This is a genomic window from Desertivirga xinjiangensis (genome assembly GCF_024436435.1).
Taxonomy (GTDB): Bacteria; Bacteroidota; Bacteroidia; order Sphingobacteriales; family Sphingobacteriaceae; genus Desertivirga; species Desertivirga xinjiangensis.
Window position 1 is genome coordinate 127,210 of sequence record NZ_JAFMZP010000011.1, and the last position, 17,417, is coordinate 144,626.

Sequence of the window (17,417 nt, forward strand, 5' to 3'; positions counted from 1 at the left end):
TTTAATCGCAACAAAAAGCAGATCCGTTGCTCGGAAAATGGGAAGGGAAATTAGTCTTGCCGGGAGCAGAGTTGCGTGTGTTTTTTGAAATAAGCAAAGCAACAGACGGAACGTTGCAGTCGAAGATGGCCAGTCCCGACCATGGAGCAAGTAATATCCCGGTAGATCAGGTGGTCTGGAGAAATGACTCCTTGTTTTTAAGTGTAAATGTGGTTGGAGGTGCTTACTCGGCAAAGCTGTCGGCAGATCAAAAACAGCTGAGTGGCGTATGGAAACAAGGAGCCGGAGCCTTGCCTCTTACTGTCAAAAAAACTGATGAACTAACGTTCTATAGCCAACGTCCGCAGGAACCAAAGAAACCGTATCCTTATTTCGAAGAGATCTTGACTTATAATAATAAACGAGCGAACATCTCACTCGGAGGGACGCTTACTTTGCCTTCAGGCCAGGGACCGTTTCCGGCTGCCATTCTCATTTCCGGTTCAGGTGCACAAAACAGAGATGGAGAAATTATGGGTCATAAATGAGGGTGTATTCCCTTCCCCGACAGCAACGGGCTGGCAGGGATATGATTGTCCTACAATACTGATAAGTATGGAAGAAATTGTTTAGGAATCCGGAGAGCGCTGCGCTAACTCTCCAGACCGGGTATCGCCATATTAAGAAAGTTGTTCTTATCTGTTATAGCTATCAACGGCTGCTTTTAGATATCTTGGCGCTTTGAGGGTTTTGGTGTAACCGAGTATGGCGAATATTGCACCTGTGCCCAGTAGTATAAAACTTGGAGCAAAATTGGGAGTAGAGTGATTGTCCAAGGATGTATGGTTATGACTACTTATTCCCTTAGCTAAAAATGAGATAAATCCAGCAGCCATCGAAGCGCCGCCGGCGATGAAAAAGACTTTCTCCGTCTTTTTTACCGAATTATACTGGTTCAAGAGTTCAATGCTCTCTATGTTTTCAGCCATATCGGCTCTGAGATTTGCGTAAGTCGCTTTCTTTAAATCCTCAAATCCCAGGTTGTAGAAGTTCTTGGTAAATATCACTTCCGGTTCTTTGTATCCCCGGTAGCGAGGCCCGCGGCGATGGTCCCAGTCAATGAAGCTCTTTTCATAAACGTTGATCTTACCTTTTCTAATTCTCTCATAAAACATGTTCTCGCCGGTTATGCTTAGGTTGCTGCTGTTTGCGTAAAAACCTTCTTCGTTATTAAAGAATTTCACTTGGTCGGGATGAACTCGCCTGCCGTCTACACGGAAATACGGCCGGCCTGTAAAATCTCTTGTGAGATAAATGTCCCTGGCGAAGACTACTGAATCTGGATAGAGATAAAGAAAGTTTTTTGATTCGTCTGGTTGTGCGGATGCAGTAAGCGTGCAAAGCATGCACACAAGCATGAAAGTAAAGATTTTTTCCATTTGAAAAGGTTCTAAGTGTGTGTATTGGTTGGAATAAAAGAGAAGTGTTTGGTTTAATCAGGAGGTGAATTTTGGACTATGAAGCTTGGGAAGCTCACGCTCGATGACCGCCCTCGTCACGCGTGCGCTAGCATAGGATTTCTCAAATCTTCATATGCTGGCGCATTCGTCCCGTGTGTTCCATACGGCTCTTTTAATAAAATCACACTTATTCTCAAATCTTCTATAGATTTTCCAACCTTATTTATTAAACCGCGTCATGGTTAATTCCACTCCGGCAGTAACAAAACTTTCAATCATCTCAATGGACCGGTCTATTAAAGCAGGTAATTCGGGTTGTTCATCTTTATCGAAACCACTCAATACATAATCTACCTGACGCCCTTTTGGGTAATTGTCGCCAATGCCAAACCGTAACCTCGGGTAATTTTGGCCGCCAACGAGCGATTCAATGCTTTTGAGCCCGTTGTGCCCCGCATTACCTCCCTTGGGTTTTAAGCGGATGGCTCCAAAAGGAATTGCCAGATCATCCACAATAACCAGGATGTTTTCCACCGGGATCTTCAACTCATGCATCCAGTAGTTAACTGCTTTCCCACTCAGGTTCATGTATGTGGTGGGTTTAATAGTATATATCTTTTTACCCTTAAAACTAAACTCAGAATAATAGGCCAGGCGAAGGTTCGCGAAGTTTACACCGGCCTTTTTTGCCATAGCATCCGCAATCATAAAACCTATATTATGTCGCGTGTCTGCATATTCAGGGCCGATATTTCCCAGGCCAACGATCAGATATTTCATCATTTGATATGGACAAAGATAGACGCTTTTACATGAAAGACAAAAGATCACAGAATCTGAACATCTTTTAGATTTTGTGTAACGAAAGCTCGGATGTTACGTCTTTTATATATAACATTCTTTAACATTTCGGTTGAATGTTCTTTTGTAGCTTCGTACCTAAATTTTGGCTGATTGACTACCAGTACTGTGATTTGGATTTGCTGATTATTTATTAGACATATCACATAACAAACCTAATAATGCCACTATGAAAACCAACATTATGCAAGGGTGCCTGTTTGTTCTGGCCCTTGTTTTGTCCTTCCCCGCTGTGTCCCAGGAGTCTGAAGCATACTCAATCAAGGGTAGTATTATTGATTCCGCTTCCCGCAAGGCGATGGAATATGTTACTGTAGTTTTAAAATCGCAGGACAATAAACCGTTGAAAACGGCATTGACTTCCGCCAGGGGCAACTTTGTTATTAAGGATGTGGCAGCCGGGAAGTATAGTATCAGCATCGTTTCTGTTGGACATAAGCCAAAGGTCATTGCTGTAAATGCGAGCGGAAGTACGCTAGTAATCGATAAAGGCACTATTGAGCTAAGTAGTGCCGAGAATCAGTTGAAGGAAGTTACAATTACCGGTGATCGTCCTATGGTCAAACAAGAGGTAGACCGGATCTCCTATGATGTTCAGGCGGATCCTGAAAGTAAAGTTAATAATGTGCTCGACATGTTGAGGAAGGTGCCCCTTGTTTCTATTGACGCCGATGATAACATTCAGATAAAGGGCAGCTCCAGCTTTAAAGTTTTAATAAATGGCCGTCCTTCTTCATTGGTAGCCCGCAGTCCAAAAGATGTTTTTAAAAGCATGCCGGCAAGTGATATACAAAAAACTGAGGTGATAACCACACCTCCGGCAAAATACGATAGCGAAGGCCTGGCCGGCATTATAAATATCATTACCACTAAAAAAGTTGATCAGGGGTATAACGGGTCGGTTTCTCCACGTTACCGTTTTCCTCAAGGGCCTGGCACTAATGCACAGCTCACCGTAAAAGGAAGTAAGTTTGGTCTCTCTACCTATATGGGAGGCAACTTGCGTAACACACCAAACACTCTTTTTTCTATGTCGAGAATTGCACACCCCTCTGGAACAACCTTGTTCATGGATGGTGATCGCGAAAATGAAAACAGCTATGGTTATTCTAATGCCGAGCTGAGCTATGAGTTCGACAGCCTGAACCTGGTAACAGCGGAATTTGGTTATAATAAGGGCTCGGGCAATAATAACAGCTTTCAACGAGTGAGACAAAGTTCATTTTCGCCAGGGGAAAACATGTCTTATAGGATTGATAACTTAAGCGACTATGACTGGAACGGATATGAGTTAGGTTTAAACTATCAACTCGGTTTTAAGAGGAATAAAGAGCAGTTGCTCACTGGATCTTATAAGTTTAATAGTAGCGCCGAAGATAATTCCAGTAATTTTTTCGCTCAGGATAGGGTAAACTATCCCGTAGAACAACACGGTAATTATGGCCAATACAACAAATCAGGAACAAAAGAGCAGACCATTCAACTGGATTATCTTCATCCTATAAAAAAACTAAATATCGAGGGAGGACTGAAGATCATCTTGCGCAATAATTTTAGCGACTTTGAATACGGCGATTATAATGCATCCGGTACCTATATCGTTGACAACACCCGCTCCAACGAATTTGATTACCGCCAGAATGTTTACAGTTTCTACAATTCCTACCAGCTCAAAGTTAAAGACTGGGGCTTTAAGGCCGGCTTGCGACTGGAGCGTACGGTTATTGATGCGAATTTTGTCTCGACTAACTCTTACTTTAAAACCGACTACAATAATTTTATTCCGTCAATTTCCGTGCAAAGGAAGTTGAAAAATAACAATAGTATCAACCTGGGTTATACCCAACGAATCCAGCGGCCAAATATCTGGCAACTGAACCCGTATGTCGAACAGTTTAATGAGAACTTTACCCGCTCCGGAAACACGGAGCTGGATCCGGTTCTTAACCATAACTTTGATTTGAATTACAGCATATTTAAAAAAGGGTCGATCAATACCGGGGTAAGCTATTCATTCGCAAATAACACCATTCAATATGTAAACCGGCTGGAAGGTAATGTTAGTCGTGCTACGTTTGAGAATATCGGGAAGGATAAGAACCTCGGCTTTAATTTTAGCACCAATCAGGAAATCACCAAAATGATTAATTTCAATGTTAACGGTAGGCTTTCATATATCTGGATGGAAGGCGTTATTGACAACGATTTATTGAAGAACGATGGTGTGCAGGGTAATATTTATGCTTACGTAGGTTATAAACTAAAGAAGGACTGGCGTGCAGGAATAAACGGGGGTTTTTATAGTGCATGGATAACTTTGCAGGGGCAATCTAATCCGTACTATTACACATCTGCGAGTCTTTCAAAAGAGTTTTTGAAGAAAAAATTATCAGTATCAGGTTCGGTAAATAATCCGTTTCAAAAATTCAGAAATTGGAAGAACGATACCAATGGAGCGTCATTCAGTCAAAGCGAAAGCTTTCAGAACTATTACCGCAATTTTAGTTTGAACCTGACTTATAAGTTCGGCCAGTTAAATGGGGAGATAAAGAAAAATCGTCGCGGCATCAATAATGATGATGTAGCTGGAAAAAGTAGCTCAAACTAGAGGATATATCCATTTTAGCGCCTAGTTCGTCATGCCGAACTTGTTTCTGCACCTCTTGAACCAGGTTTAAACTCAAGAGGTCCTGAAGCAAGTTCAGGATGACGAAGAAACAGTTTCAGAGGAATGAACCAGGCCCTGAACACTTAAGGAAAGATGATATTCTGATTTTAGACCTGTTAGATATAATCTTTTCTTCTGATCTTAACCCTGATAGCATTTTCTATAGGAGTCTCCGAAACAAAGATGAGATAACCTCCTCCTCCTGCTCCGCTCAGTTTCCAACCGTCCACCCTGTCTTTGTACAGGTCGATCTGGTCAAAAATGTCTTTTGATACCATGTTAGGGAACATTGCGATCTGAGCTTCGAATGATTCACGGAAATGTTGCCCAAAGGCCTTTACGTCTTTCGCCTGAATAGCCTTCCAGCACTTCTCCGCTGCATCTGCCAGTGCTTTAGCTCCGGCCTCGTCAATTTTAGTGTTTTCTAAAACTGAATATTCCGATGTACGGGGGCCGAGGGTAACCAGGTATAAGTGCGATTCAATCCAGTTCAGAACGTCCTCATCGTTTATCGATTCAATATTGTCAGGCCAGTAGTTGCCACTGTAATTAAGTTTATTTAATCCCGGAAGGACAATCCCTAATGCATCCTGTGAGCCGGCAACTTCTTTTGTGCCGGGAGGATTTTCGTAGGTGAATAAAATTTTAGCAAGCTTTTCACGGTCGCCGGTTGGTATTTCCGTCCGCCATAATTCAATGGCTTTGTTTCGTGTGCTTGACGACATCCCGCTTCTGTTATTAAATTCAATAGTTGGCTCTATGGAGATCGTTAACACAGGGCCAGAGTGAAATTTAGAAACAAAGGGCTGATCAAGCCAGCCTCCTGCAAGATCAATTCTAAACGGGATCAGGCATTCTGTACGTAAGCTGGTGGTTGATCTTGCCGGCAAATTATCATGAGGAATACGTTGAAGTATGCGGTACTCGATGTTTTTGTTTTTGCATATTTCAGCTTTGGCAGCAGTAGCTCCGTCTTCATTTACAAGAAAAATGTCAGGTTTTACTTCTTCCAGCTCTTCCAGGAAATCTATGATTCCAAATCCTTTGTTAACCTTGCAAGCTGTTACACCCGACAATGCTTCGATCATATATCTTCTCTCAGCTTCAGAGTTTACCGGATATCTTCCCTTAAGTTGATATACGTTTTCGTCGTTTCCAATGCAAACATGCACTTCTCCCAGTTTGGATGCTTCTTTTAAAAAGGCAACATGTCCGCTATGCAATAAGTCAAAGCAGCCGGTTACCATCACTCGTTTGGGTGTACTCATAAAGGTTTTCTAAGTTCAATTATTATGCGGGCATAAAGTTAACTGAATTTGTAAATTTATGTTTGTTAAATATTTTTAGAATAAAACTGCCTGAGTCAGGCTCGCGAACGAGATGAATTAAATTACGTGTACTTCCAGATCTTAAAAGAAGAATAAATAGACCTTCAAGAAAAATGAAAGGTTATTATAAATTTGCATAATGGTAGTTTACGGAATTAAAAATTGCGATACGGTAAAAAAAGCGCTGAATTGGTTAGATGAAAACAAGGTAAAATACGAGTTCCACGATTTTAAGAAACTGAGCATATCAGAAGATAAGCTTAAAGATTGGTCGGATAAAGTGGGATACGAGGCGCTTCTGAACAAAAAAGGAACTACCTGGAAAAAGCTGGATAAAGAAGTACAGGATTCTATCACCTCCGCTTCTGCGGCATTTACCTTAATGCAGGACAAAACAAGTGTTATTAAAAGGCCCGTCTTAGAAAAAGACGGCAAAATTGTTTTAGGCTTTAATCCCGACTCCTTACAGGAATTATTGAAGTAAACAAAAAGATATAATTCCTCTTTTACAATAGGCCTTGAATTTTTAAGCAAACCAAGTATTACCTCTATGTACAGATTTAGTGCGTTTGCCAGTATCTTGCTGGCTTTTACAGTGTTTCATGGATCAGCGCAGCAAGCTAAAGATAAAGTAACCAGTATTTATAATTACGTTGACGCATTTTCTCCCAATTTCTATCGCAAAAGCGGAAACGAATATCGCTCCGCCAGCGGTAAACCGGGGCCGTCGTACTGGCAAAACCGGGCTGATTACCAGATTTCGGTACGGTTGGATGAGCAGAAAAACGAAATTTCCGGAACCGAATATATTACCTATACCAATAATAGTCCTGATGAGCTTGAGTTTTTATGGATCCAGCTTGACCAAAATCTTTTTAAAGCTGATTCAAGAGGATCGCTTATTGTCCCACTTTCTGGAAGCAGAGGAGGCAGCAAGGGGCAGGTATTTGACGGAGGATACAAAATTAAGGCCGTGAAGCTGGCTGTTGGCAATGCAGAGGCTGATCTTCAGTATGTCATTGAGGATGCAACAATGCAGGTTTTACTGCCGGATGCTGTAAAAGCACGGGGAGGCAAAGTAAAGATAAGAATAGACTACTCTTTTATATCGCCCGACTATGGCTCGGACCGTATGGGCGTTCTCAAAACTAAGAATGGGAAGATCTTTGCCATGGCACAATGGTATCCCAGGATGTTCGTATACGACGACATCGCAGGATGGAATGTGATTCCCTATACAGGGCCGAGCGAATTCTACCTGGAATATGGAGATTTCGATGTGAGCATCACCGCCCCGGCGAGCCATGCTGTCGTGTGCTCCGGCGAATTGCTAAACCTAAAAGACGTTTATAGCCATGAAAAACAAAAGCTTTGGCAACAGGCTGCCAACAGTGATAAAACAGTGACCATTCGTTCAGCAAGTGATGCTGCCAGCGCGGCCAAAAGCTCCGGCGGCGAGCTTACATGGCATTATAAGATCAGTAATTCAAGGGATGTTGCCTGGGCATCTTCGTCTTCATTTATCATTGATGCGGCAAGGATCAATCTACCCGGAGGCAAAAAGTCAATGGCTATTTCAGCTTATCCTGCCGAAAGTAGTGGAAACGCCGCCTGGGGAAGGTCAACTGAATATACTAAAGCGTCTATTGAATTAAATTCTGCAAGGTGGCTGGTATATCCGTACCCGGCGGCTACGAACGTCGCTGCGGATGCCAGCGGAATGGAGTATCCGGGAATAGTTTTTTGCAGTTATAAGGACAAAGGCTCTTCGCTCTGGGGTGTAACCGATCATGAGTTTGGTCATACCTGGTTCCCGATGATCGTTGGAAATAATGAAAGGGTACACGCCTGGATGGATGAGGGCTTTAACACCTTCATCAATACCCTGACAGATGATGGATTTAACCGGGGAGAGTATAAAGAGCCAAAAAAAAATATGCATCAGTGGGGAACGCTTTTAACAGCTCCGCATCTTGAACCCGTAACCACCAGTCCCGATAACATGAAGGAAGCGCATATCGCTTACCTCGCCTACTATAAACCTGCCTACGGTCTGGTTTTATTACGCGATCAGATACTTGGTCCGGAGCGATTTGACCGGGCTTTTAAAGCGTATATTAATCGCTGGGCCTATAAACATCCTGCACCGGATGATTTTTTCCGCACTATGGAGAATGTTTCCGGGGAAAAACTCGACTGGTTCTGGCGATCATGGTTCCAAAACAACTGGAAGCTCGATCAGGCTGTTCTTGGAGTAAATTATGTAAAGAACAATCCTAAAAACGGAGCCTTGATCAGCATTGCGAATCTTGAAAAAATGCCGATGCCAGTGGTGTTGGAAATCAAAACCAAAGGCGGAAAGACCTCAAGGGTGAATTTACCAGTCGAAATTTGGGCTAAAAATAATACCTGGACGTTTTTGCACGCTTCTGTTGAGGAAATTGACAGAGTAGTAATTGATCCTGATAAGGTTTTTCCTGATTATAACAGCGATAACAATACCTGGAAATCGAAGTAATAAGCTTCAGGTTGCAGGTACCGATTACATGCGATAAATATAAACTTTAACAAAAATTATATAAATACTGTATTGTCCTTGTTTGTATATTTGTGCTGTAAATGAACCACGTCAGGAAATATATACTCTTAACCCTTGCCTTGCTGATAACAATATCAGCTTCGGGCTTGAGTATATCCATTCATACCTGCTGTGGCAAGGTAAAGGATTTTTCCCTGCTTGGTACAGATACAAAATGTAAAATGCATACAAGGACTACAAAAGATCCTTCCTGTGCTCCTAAACATAGCTTTAACCCACTCCATAAAGGGAAACCTTGTTGCAGCGATCAACTGATCAGCATTCAAAAAACCGCTGACGCTACTATTTACAAAAAGCAGGTTCAGGAAAGGAATGCGTTTGATGTGCTTTTTGTTATCAAATTCGTTAAAAATTGGCTTGGCTTTAACTCAGAGCAAGACGAAGAGGATGAACCTCCAGTTTCTGTTCTCTCCATCAGTAAATCACTTACCATCCTTTTCCGGCAATTCAGGATCTGATTCTATGGTTTAAGCCTCTATCGGCTTTCGTTTTAATCATATTCTGTTTCATCATTTACTATTATTCTCATGATTGAGAAACTGATTGCTTTTTCATTACGCAACCGGTTTTTAATTCTGCTGCTGGCCGCAGGTATGTTTGCCTGGGGAATCTATTCAGTAAGAACAAGCAAGATCGATGCTATACCTGATTTGTCAGAAAACCAGGTGATCGTTTTTACTGAATGGATGGGCCGAAGCCCGCAGATCATTGAAGACCAGGTTACATATCCTTTGGTTACTAACCTGCAGGGTTTGCCCGAAGTGAAGTACGTACGGGCGAACTCGATGTTCGGGATGAGCTTTATCTACATCATCTTTGAGGACGATACAGACATCTACTGGGCACGTTCGAGAGTCCTCGAGCGACTCAATTCCATTGGTAGTGCCCTGCCCGAAGGGGTAACGCCAACCATGGGCCCCGACGGTACCGGGGTGGGCCATGTACTTTGGTACACCTTAGAAGCACCGGGCATGGATCTGGGAGAACAACGCGCGGTGCAGGACTGGTATGTGAAGTTCGCACTGCAGAATGTTCCCGGTATTAGTGAGATCGCTTCCTTTGGTGGGTTTCAGAAACAATACCAGATCACGGTTGATCCCGAAAAACTGAACTATTTCAAATTGACGGTAGCCGATATTATGCGAGCGGTTAATGCGAATAACAATGAAGCTGGCGGCCGTAAATTCGAAATGAGCGACATCGGCTATATTATAAAAACTACCGGTTACCTCCAGTCAATTGAGCAGATCGAGAACCTAGCTGTCCGTACCCAAAATTCTATCCCTGTCCGGATCAGAGATCTGGCCACTGTACAGATGTCGGGCGAAAGCCGTCTAGGTATCTTTGATTATAATGGAGAAGGGGAAGCAGTTGGAGGCATTGCTGTTCTCCGTTACGGCGAAAACGCTGATGAGGTCATTCAGCGTGTTAAAGCTAAAATGACTGAAGTTGCCAAAGGTCTGCCCGAGGGAATGAAGTTCAATATTATTTATGATCGGGGAGAGCTAATCGAAGAATCTATTTCTTCCATAAAAACAACGCTGATCGAAGAGATGATCGTTGTCTCTCTCATCGTTTTTGTTTTTCTATGGCACTGGCGCAGCGCTGTCAGTATTATTATTCAAATCCCAATCACTATTGCAGCGAGTTTTATTGTGCTCAATGCTTTTGATATCTCATCCAATATTATGTCACTTACCGGGATAGCTCTCGCTATAGGTGTTATTGTTGATAATGGGATCATCATGGCCGAGAATGCTTATAAACATTTGGCTATTCGGCAGGCAGAGCTCAGCGAGCAGAAGAAAGGAGGATCATCCCATGTGGAATAAAAAGAAGACAGATTACGTAAAGTTATCAAGCGAGGAGCGCCTAAGTATTATAGAAAAAGCCTGCAAACAAGTGTCCCGAGGCGTTTTTTATTCAACGGTGATCATCATTGCTTCTTTTTTGCCGGTATTTTTATTGACAGGGCAGGAGGGCAAGTTATTTCACCCATTGGCTTACACTAAAACTTTCATTTTAATCATCGATGCTATCCTTGTGGTCACTTTGGCACCTGTGCTGATCTCTTTCTTTATGAAAGGCAGATTTAAGCCGGAGCACGAACATCCATTGAACCGTGGGATGGAAAGAATCTATGAACCATTGATCAGGACCTGTATCCGCAACCGGAAAACCACTTTGGGGATAAACATTATAGCACTTTTAATCAGTGTGCCCTTGCTAATGAGCATGGGAAGGGAATTTATGCCTCCCCTGGACGAACAGTCCGTTCTGTTTATGCCTGTAACGCTGCCAGATGTTTCAAACACCGAGATCAAGCGGATCCTGCAGGTGCAGGACAAGATCATTAAAACTGTTCCGGAAGTTGACAAGGTGTTGGGAAAAGCCGGTCGGGCCAATACCGCTACTGATAATTCTCCGATAAGTATGATAGAAACGATTATCACGCTTAAGCCGAAAAGCGAATGGCGCCCGGGAATCACTAAAAAAGACATCATCAATGAGCTTGATCACAAGCTGCAGATTCCCGGTGTAGTAAACGGCTGGACACAGCCTATTATTAATCGTATCAATATGCTCTCAACCGGAATTCGAACCGATGTAGGTGTAAAAGTGCATGGACAAGATCTGAAACAAATAGACCTGGTTTCCCGGAAGGTGCAAGCTATCCTGAGCGACGTTAATGGCGTGAGCGATCTATACGTAGAGCCTCTTACGGGCGGTAAATACCTGGAGATCGACATCAAAAGAGAGCAGCTCGAACGCTACGGACTAACCGTCGACGATGTAAACTCCACCGTAGAAACAGCCATAGGAGGAGCCCCCTTCGCAAATACAATTGAAGGCCGCCGTCGCTTTAATATTCAATTAAGGCTGGGCGAAGATTACCGGAATAGTTTGGAGCGACTTAAACGTGTCCCTTTGAATTCTCCGGATGCCGGGACCATCCCTCTTTCTGCCGTAACCGAGATCCGTTTTGTCGACGGGCCTCCAATGATCACCTCCGACAATGCCATTTTAAGAGGGGCGGTATTGTTTAATGTCCGCGACCGTGACCTGGGCGCCACTGTACAGGAGGCCATTGACAAACTGAACAGCGAACTAAAATTACCGAAAGGTTACTTTATTGAATGGAGCGGACAATATGAAAACCTTATCCGGGGAGAGAAAACCTTACTGTGTATTTTGCCTGTTGTTATTTTAATCATATTCCTGTCCCTGTACCTCGCTTTTAAATCGGTACGCGAAGCATTTTTAAGCCTGATCACTGTGCCATTCGCCTTGATTGGAGGTGCTTACCTGGTCTATTTCTGGGGCGTGAACCTGTCTATCGCGGTAGCTGTAGGCTTTATAGCCCTGTTCGGAATTGCAGTGGAAACCGGTGTGGTGATGGTGATCTATTTGAATGATTCCATGAAGCAGTTAGTGGCTTTGCGTGGTAATTCAGGTGAAACCATAAGTAAAGAAGATTTACGGGAGTTTGTTATTGCAGGTGCTGCAAAACGCTTACGTCCCAAATTGATGACGGTATGCGTGGCTCTCTTCGGACTGATACCGGTTCTTTGGTCGGCTGGCGTTGGCAGTGACGTGATGCAACCTATTGTTCTGCCTATGATAGGTGGTGTGCTCACTTCCTCTACACATATTTTATTGGTTACTCCGCTCATTTTCTTAATGACTAAGGAATATGAGCTGAAAAAATTTGGAAGACTGGAGGTAGGTGATGAGAAATAAGACAATAACATGGGTAATGGCTGCGGTACTGTTTTTTATATCAACTCGTAGTGTGGCCCAAAATATAATGACCCTGGATCAGGTCCTGAAAGAAATTGAGAGCAATAATCCATCACTCAAGGCATTCGACAACCAGATCAAAAGTGAGGATGCAAAAGTTGCAGGGGCCGGAGGATGGATGGCCCCAATGATCGGTGCGGGTACCTTCATGACACCATACCCCGGAGAAGGTCCTGTAAGCGATATGAACAAAGGTGCTTTTATGGTCTCTGCCGAACAGGATATTCCTAACCCGGCTAAGCTTAAAGCCAGGAAAGAATATTTGAAAACCCAAGCGGAAACCTATTTCCTGGGTAAAACGGAACGCTTCAACGAATTAAGGGCAAAAGCCCGTCAGCTATATTTTGATCTCTTGATTGCAAATAAAAGGATCAGGTTTCAAAAAGAAAACGAGCAGATCATGCTAACTATGAAGAAGCTGGCAGAAATCCGTTATCCCTATAACCAGGGCGGCTTAAACCAGATCTTTAAAGCAGAAGGACGCAGTTACGAGGTAGAGAACATGGTCCTGATGACTGAGTCTGAAATACGTACTAAAAAGATTGCGCTAAATGCCCTCATGAACCGCAATCCGGCTAACGAGCTTAGTGTAGATACCGCTTATATCGTAACTTTTAATCCTGTGCCTAACCTGGATACCACTTACCTTGCTGAAACCCGCAGTGATATTCTACACATGCAGCATAATATCCATGCTATGGAAGCGAATATCAAGCAAATGAAGCAGGAAGCAAAACCTGATTTTCGGTTACGCTTCGATCATATGTCAAGTTATGGGGCGATGATGCCAAAGCAGTTTACAGTAATGGGAATGCTTTCAATTCCGATAGCTCCATGGTCGTCGAAGATGTATCGTTCAGAGATTAATTCCATGAACTATGAGAAAGCTGCCATGCATCAGCAAAAGGAAGCAATGTTGTCTGAAATGCTTGGGATGGCTAAAAGTATGGAAAATGAGATCAATTCTATGCAGAAACAGGTAGCGAATTATGAGAAGAAGATAGTACCTGCATTAAATAAGAATTTGAAAGTTTCCATGCTTTCCTACCAGGAAAATAAACTTGATTTAAGCGCTGTGATCGATGCCTGGGAGGCTTTAAATATGACGCAGATGAACTACCTGGATCAATTACAGAAGTATTACCAAATGATCGCTGAATATGAGAAGAGCATTGAAAGATAGAGTCATAGCAGTCCTCGTTATGATCAGCTTGGTAATAGCTTGTGCCCCAGGCGCAGATAAAGAGCCGGAGCATACGTACAAAGAGAGGACATCTGACAAGCCGCAGGTGAAGACGCTGAGGCCTCAGAAGGGTTCGCGTTTTTCAACAATTACGGTCCCTGGCATCATAAACTATAATACCAACAATTTACAAAGTATATCCAGCCGTGTTAGCGGACGAGTAGAACGCCTATACATCAGGTATAACTATCAGCAGGTTTCAAAAGGTCAAAAGTTGATGGACATTTACAGCCCTGACCTGGTTAATGCGCAGCAGGAACTTCTGTTCCTAAAGAAGAGCGGAGATATTACTTTAATGGAGGCAGCAAAAAGGAAGTTACGTTTGCTCGGGGCTACGAACCAGCAGATCCGTAGCTTACTGGGAACCGGAAAGGTCGATTATACATTTTCGATTTATAGTCCTTATTCGGGGTATGTTGCTGATGTACAAAGCACAGGTGGCACTCCTCAGGGTTCCGGTTTTGCTGGTACGGCCCTGATCAGTGAATCCGGAGGAGGAGATGAAGGTATGGGAGGAATGGGATCTTCGCCTTCAGACAATTCGAACCAGGTGCCAACTGTGAATTCAAATACACCAGTTTTAATTCGCGAAGGCCAGTACGTCTCTGCCGGCCAGAAACTTTTTGGGCTTGCTTCCATGAATTCTGTATGGGCAGAATTCTTTGTTTCTCCTGCGCAGTTGAAGGAGTTTAAAAACGGAACCAGCTTGGAAATTGAAGATGCTGCTGATTCCTCAAACAAAGTAAAGGCAACGGTAAGTTTGATTCAGCCATATTATAAAGAAAGCTCCTCTTTTTCTCTGGTAAGGGCAGTTATCGATAATCCTGGCAGAGAATGGAAGGTTGGCCAGCTTTTGAATGTGACCAAAGGAAAAAGTAAGATTGAAGGTAACTGGTTGCCAAGGGAGGCTGTGTTTGAGACCGGAACCCGCTATGTGGTTTTCGAAAACCATGACGGGACTTTTAAACCAAGGTTTATCGCTATCAAAGGAAAGTCCGGCGACTGGATAAATGTTGGAGATGAATTAGGGACAGATACCGAAGTGGCTGCTAATGCCTGGTTTTTGGCGGATAGCGAAAGCTTTATCAAATAAGACAGATATATGAAACTATATATTCTTAATTTACTTTTTCTCCTAATGACAGTGGTGGTGCTATCTTCATGCAAGGGAGAAAATGCATCGTCGGATCACGCACATGAACAGGGAGCAAAATATACCTGTCCCATGCATCCACACGTGGTACAGGATGCCCCTGGCACATGTCCTGTCTGCAAAATGGACCTTGTATTGGTAAAGAGTACCGGGAATAAAAATGGCCTGACGCTAACCGGGCAACAAATTAAGTTAGCGAACATACAAACTATAAAAGTTGGTAAGGGTAGCTTTAGTTCGGCTAAAATACTAAACGCCCGTCTGGTAGCTAATCCCGAACAATCTGAAATAATTTCAAGTAAATATCCCGGGAGGATAGAAAAACTTTTTGTAAAGGAAGCAGGGCAGGTGATTTCTAAGGGGCAGCCATTGATGCAGATCTACAGCGAAACGCTTCAAACACTGCAACAGGATTATCTGCTACAGGTAAAGCAAGCCGCAGCTTTTCCAAGCGAAAAGATCTACACCACCTTAAAGCTCGCGGCAGAGAGTAAGCTGAAGCTTTATGGGTATTCCACTGCTCAAATAAAAGCCCTGACTAGATCGACTGGAAAACTATCACCTACGGTAACCATTTTTTCTGGCGCCTCGGGTGTTATCAGTGAAATCAATATTACAGAAGGTCAATACGTGTCGGAAGGATCTGTGCTTCTTCGCCTCGAAGACTTTAATACCCTTTGGCTCGAAGCGGATGCTTATTCTTCCGAGCTCCCAGAGCTTAAGCCCGGAAAAAGAGTCAAGGCTGTGTTTGCCAACATAGAGCAAGAGGTAGTGATCGACTTTGTGGGACCTCAAATAAACCCTTCTACACGTTTATTAACAGTGAGAGCCTCTGTAAACAATTCAAAAGGCCAGCTGCAACCGGGCATGCCAGCGAAGGTATTTCTGCCGGTTGATAAAAGTGAAGGGCTGATAAGTGTCCCTCAGGAAGCGGTTATTCGGAATGAGAGTGGAGCGCATGTCTGGATCAAGACAGCGAATCATTCTTTTGAGCCTGTCCCGGTTAAAACAGGCGCAGAAGACTCTGATAGCATTTTGATAACAACCGGTTTGCACCCCGGCCAGGAGATAGTTAGCAGAGGTGCATATTTACTATACAGCGAGTTCGTCTTAAAAAAAGGAACCGAGCCTCTTAGTACACATAATTCCGCAAATAAAACACAACATAATCATTAATAACAATAAATCATGAAAAGGAATCACATCTCAAAATCAGTAGTAGGTTTAGCATTCATCCTCGGATCACTCAGCATGAGTGCTTGTTCATCCGAGGGCGATAAAACTGCCGGGCATGAATCTACAGCAGCTGCAGAAAGTACTTCGGAAGCGGGGAACCCCCAATTTAGTGATGAGAAGGTAAAGGAAGTTTATGTGCATTATATCCACGTGAAAAATGCACTCGTTAATTCTGATGCAAAGGAAGCGCAACAGGGAGCTGCGGCCTTGCAGACAGCATTAACAGATGCCGGAAGCAGCCAGGGGGCGGATATCGCTGGTAAAATTGCGAGTGAAGCAAAAATTGATGTACAGCGCACGGAGTTCAGTTTGTTAACTGCTGAAGTTGAAAAAACTGTGAAAGCTTCAAAATTAAGTTCCGGTAAGATCTTCAAGCAGTATTGTCCGATGGCTCATGGCGGCGACGGTGCGTATTGGCTGGCCAGCGAATCGGATATTAAAAACCCGTATTATGGCGATGAAATGCTTGAATGCGGAGAAGTGAAGGAAGAAATAAAGTAGGGAACCTGGGCTTCGTTCACAATAAGGTTTTATTCTCAGGCGGGTACTTTCGATCCTAAGAACGACCTTAGTTACTTTTTTCGTCATCCCCCGGATGGTCATATTTTGCAAATAAAGGATTGAAAAATGATCGGAATTTCTGCTGAACTAGTTTCAGCACCTCTTGCTTGAGCATTGCTCTACGCATATGAAGAGATGCCAGTCCTGAATCACGTTCAGGATTGGCATGACGAAAAAGTAAAAATAATTTGTTAGCTTTAGAAAAGTTGTCGCATGCCAACCGGCATTCCGCGGATCTAAAAGCCGCAGATATCCTCCAAGACATTTCTATAAAATACATAGTGAACGGGTCAATGCCAAGTCCCTATGGATTCTTATGGGCTTATGTACAAGCTTGAACCATGAAGGTATTTTCACTCCACCAAGACTGTCAGTTTCACGGTCTTGCCACGGTTTAATCACGGTTTTCATACGGATCACCATTTTCGGTCATGTCTCGTTGTCTCGTCCTAATTAGGCTATACAGGTTAGGGGATTAATAGTAATTGAGCTATACAGCTTGATTTGTTATTTCTAAAGTAGCTATAC

At 43.2% G+C, this 17,417-nt stretch carries 14 protein-coding genes; 11 read left to right on the plus strand and 3 right to left on the minus strand.

From position 1 onward, the window contains the following. The first annotated feature begins 26 nt into the window (after positions 1–26). The gene (locus J3P37_RS20765; protein WP_256013482.1) at positions 27–527 is read left to right on the plus strand and encodes a hypothetical protein; all 501 of its coding nucleotides are present in this window, start codon (positions 27–29) and stop codon (positions 525–527) included. A 147-nt stretch (positions 528–674) separates the two neighbouring features. Here the strand turns inward: J3P37_RS20765 and J3P37_RS20770 are convergent, their stop codons facing one another. Continuing rightward, the gene (locus J3P37_RS20770; RefSeq protein WP_256013483.1) at positions 675–1,418 is read right to left on the minus strand and encodes a hypothetical protein; all 744 of its coding nucleotides are present in this window, start codon (positions 1,416–1,418) and stop codon (positions 675–677) included. Positions 1,419–1,658: 240 nt separating this feature from the next. Further along, a complete protein-coding gene (pth, locus tag J3P37_RS20775; protein ID WP_256013494.1) occupies positions 1,659–2,219 on the minus strand; it encodes an aminoacyl-tRNA hydrolase in 561 nt (186 codons plus the stop codon). Between the two features lie 250 nt (positions 2,220–2,469). On the opposite strand from pth, the gene J3P37_RS20780 reads away from it, so the two are divergent. Continuing rightward, positions 2,470–4,908, plus strand: a complete 2,439-nt coding sequence (locus tag J3P37_RS20780; protein ID WP_256013484.1) for an outer membrane beta-barrel protein — start codon at positions 2,470–2,472, stop codon at positions 4,906–4,908. A gap of 176 nt (positions 4,909–5,084) precedes the next feature. Here the strand turns inward: J3P37_RS20780 and J3P37_RS20785 are convergent, their stop codons facing one another. After that, entirely contained in the window at positions 5,085–6,236 is a 1,152-nt protein-coding gene (locus J3P37_RS20785) for an adenylyltransferase/cytidyltransferase family protein (RefSeq protein WP_256013485.1), read from the minus strand. Positions 6,237–6,435: 199 nt separating this feature from the next. On the opposite strand from J3P37_RS20785, the gene J3P37_RS20790 reads away from it, so the two are divergent. The 9 genes from J3P37_RS20790 to J3P37_RS20830 all read left to right on the plus strand — a co-directional run bounded on the left by J3P37_RS20790 (position 6,436) and on the right by J3P37_RS20830 (position 16,829). Then, positions 6,436–6,780 carry an ArsC family reductase gene (locus J3P37_RS20790; protein WP_256013486.1) on the plus strand — a complete coding sequence of 115 codons (345 nt, stop codon included), beginning with the start codon at positions 6,436–6,438 and terminating at the stop codon, positions 6,778–6,780. Between the two features lie 66 nt (positions 6,781–6,846). Then, positions 6,847–8,814, plus strand: a complete 1,968-nt coding sequence (locus J3P37_RS20795) for a M1 family metallopeptidase (protein WP_256013487.1) — start codon at positions 6,847–6,849, stop codon at positions 8,812–8,814. A 101-nt stretch (positions 8,815–8,915) separates the two neighbouring features. Continuing rightward, positions 8,916–9,353 (plus strand): HYC_CC_PP family protein, encoded by a 438-nt coding sequence (locus tag J3P37_RS20800; protein WP_256013488.1) that lies wholly within the window; start codon positions 8,916–8,918, stop codon positions 9,351–9,353. 69 nt (positions 9,354–9,422) lie between these two features. Next, on the plus strand, positions 9,423–10,727 hold the full coding sequence (locus J3P37_RS20805) for an efflux RND transporter permease subunit (protein WP_256013489.1): 1,305 nt from the start codon (positions 9,423–9,425) through the stop codon (positions 10,725–10,727). Next, positions 10,717–12,636: an efflux RND transporter permease subunit gene (locus J3P37_RS20810; RefSeq protein WP_256013495.1), complete on the plus strand. Its 1,920-nt coding sequence runs from the start codon at positions 10,717–10,719 to the stop codon at positions 12,634–12,636. The genes J3P37_RS20805 and J3P37_RS20810 overlap by 11 nt, the downstream gene beginning before the upstream one ends. Continuing rightward, on the plus strand, positions 12,626–13,879 hold the full coding sequence (locus J3P37_RS20815; protein WP_256013490.1) for a TolC family protein: 1,254 nt from the start codon (positions 12,626–12,628) through the stop codon (positions 13,877–13,879). The genes J3P37_RS20810 and J3P37_RS20815 overlap by 11 nt, the downstream gene beginning before the upstream one ends. Continuing rightward, positions 13,857–15,032 (plus strand): efflux RND transporter periplasmic adaptor subunit, encoded by a 1,176-nt coding sequence (locus J3P37_RS20820; RefSeq protein ID WP_256013491.1) that lies wholly within the window; start codon positions 13,857–13,859, stop codon positions 15,030–15,032. Before J3P37_RS20815 ends, J3P37_RS20820 begins: the two co-directional genes overlap by 23 nt. Positions 15,033–15,041: 9 nt before the next feature. Next, positions 15,042–16,268, plus strand: coding sequence for an efflux RND transporter periplasmic adaptor subunit (locus J3P37_RS20825; RefSeq protein ID WP_256013492.1), 1,227 nt, complete (start codon positions 15,042–15,044; stop codon positions 16,266–16,268). Between the two features lie 12 nt (positions 16,269–16,280). Then, positions 16,281–16,829 (plus strand): DUF3347 domain-containing protein, encoded by a 549-nt coding sequence (locus tag J3P37_RS20830; RefSeq protein ID WP_256013493.1) that lies wholly within the window; start codon positions 16,281–16,283, stop codon positions 16,827–16,829. Positions 16,830–17,417: the final 588 nt, after the last annotated feature.

Excerpts from the sequence above, each read along its gene's own strand:
- J3P37_RS20770 (WP_256013483.1), bottom strand. The coding sequence starts at position 1,418 with ATGGAAAAAATCTTTACTTTCATGCTTGTGTGCATGCTTTGCACGCTT.
- pth (WP_256013494.1), bottom strand. The coding sequence starts at position 2,219 with ATGAAATATCTGATCGTTGGCCTGGGAAATATCGGCCCTGAATATGCA.
- J3P37_RS20780 (WP_256013484.1), top strand. The coding sequence starts at position 2,470 with ATGAAAACCAACATTATGCAAGGGTGCCTGTTTGTTCTGGCCCTTGTT.
- J3P37_RS20785 (WP_256013485.1), bottom strand. The coding sequence starts at position 6,236 with ATGAGTACACCCAAACGAGTGATGGTAACCGGCTGCTTTGACTTATTG.
- J3P37_RS20790 (WP_256013486.1), top strand. The coding sequence starts at position 6,436 with ATGGTAGTTTACGGAATTAAAAATTGCGATACGGTAAAAAAAGCGCTG.
- J3P37_RS20795 (WP_256013487.1), top strand. The coding sequence starts at position 6,847 with ATGTACAGATTTAGTGCGTTTGCCAGTATCTTGCTGGCTTTTACAGTG.
- J3P37_RS20800 (WP_256013488.1), top strand. The coding sequence starts at position 8,916 with ATGAACCACGTCAGGAAATATATACTCTTAACCCTTGCCTTGCTGATA.
- J3P37_RS20805 (WP_256013489.1), top strand. The coding sequence starts at position 9,423 with ATGATTGAGAAACTGATTGCTTTTTCATTACGCAACCGGTTTTTAATT.
- J3P37_RS20810 (WP_256013495.1), top strand. The coding sequence starts at position 10,717 with ATGTGGAATAAAAAGAAGACAGATTACGTAAAGTTATCAAGCGAGGAG.
- J3P37_RS20815 (WP_256013490.1), top strand. The coding sequence starts at position 12,626 with ATGAGAAATAAGACAATAACATGGGTAATGGCTGCGGTACTGTTTTTT.
- J3P37_RS20820 (WP_256013491.1), top strand. The coding sequence starts at position 13,857 with ATGAGAAGAGCATTGAAAGATAGAGTCATAGCAGTCCTCGTTATGATC.
- J3P37_RS20825 (WP_256013492.1), top strand. The coding sequence starts at position 15,042 with ATGAAACTATATATTCTTAATTTACTTTTTCTCCTAATGACAGTGGTG.
- J3P37_RS20830 (WP_256013493.1), top strand. The coding sequence starts at position 16,281 with ATGAAAAGGAATCACATCTCAAAATCAGTAGTAGGTTTAGCATTCATC.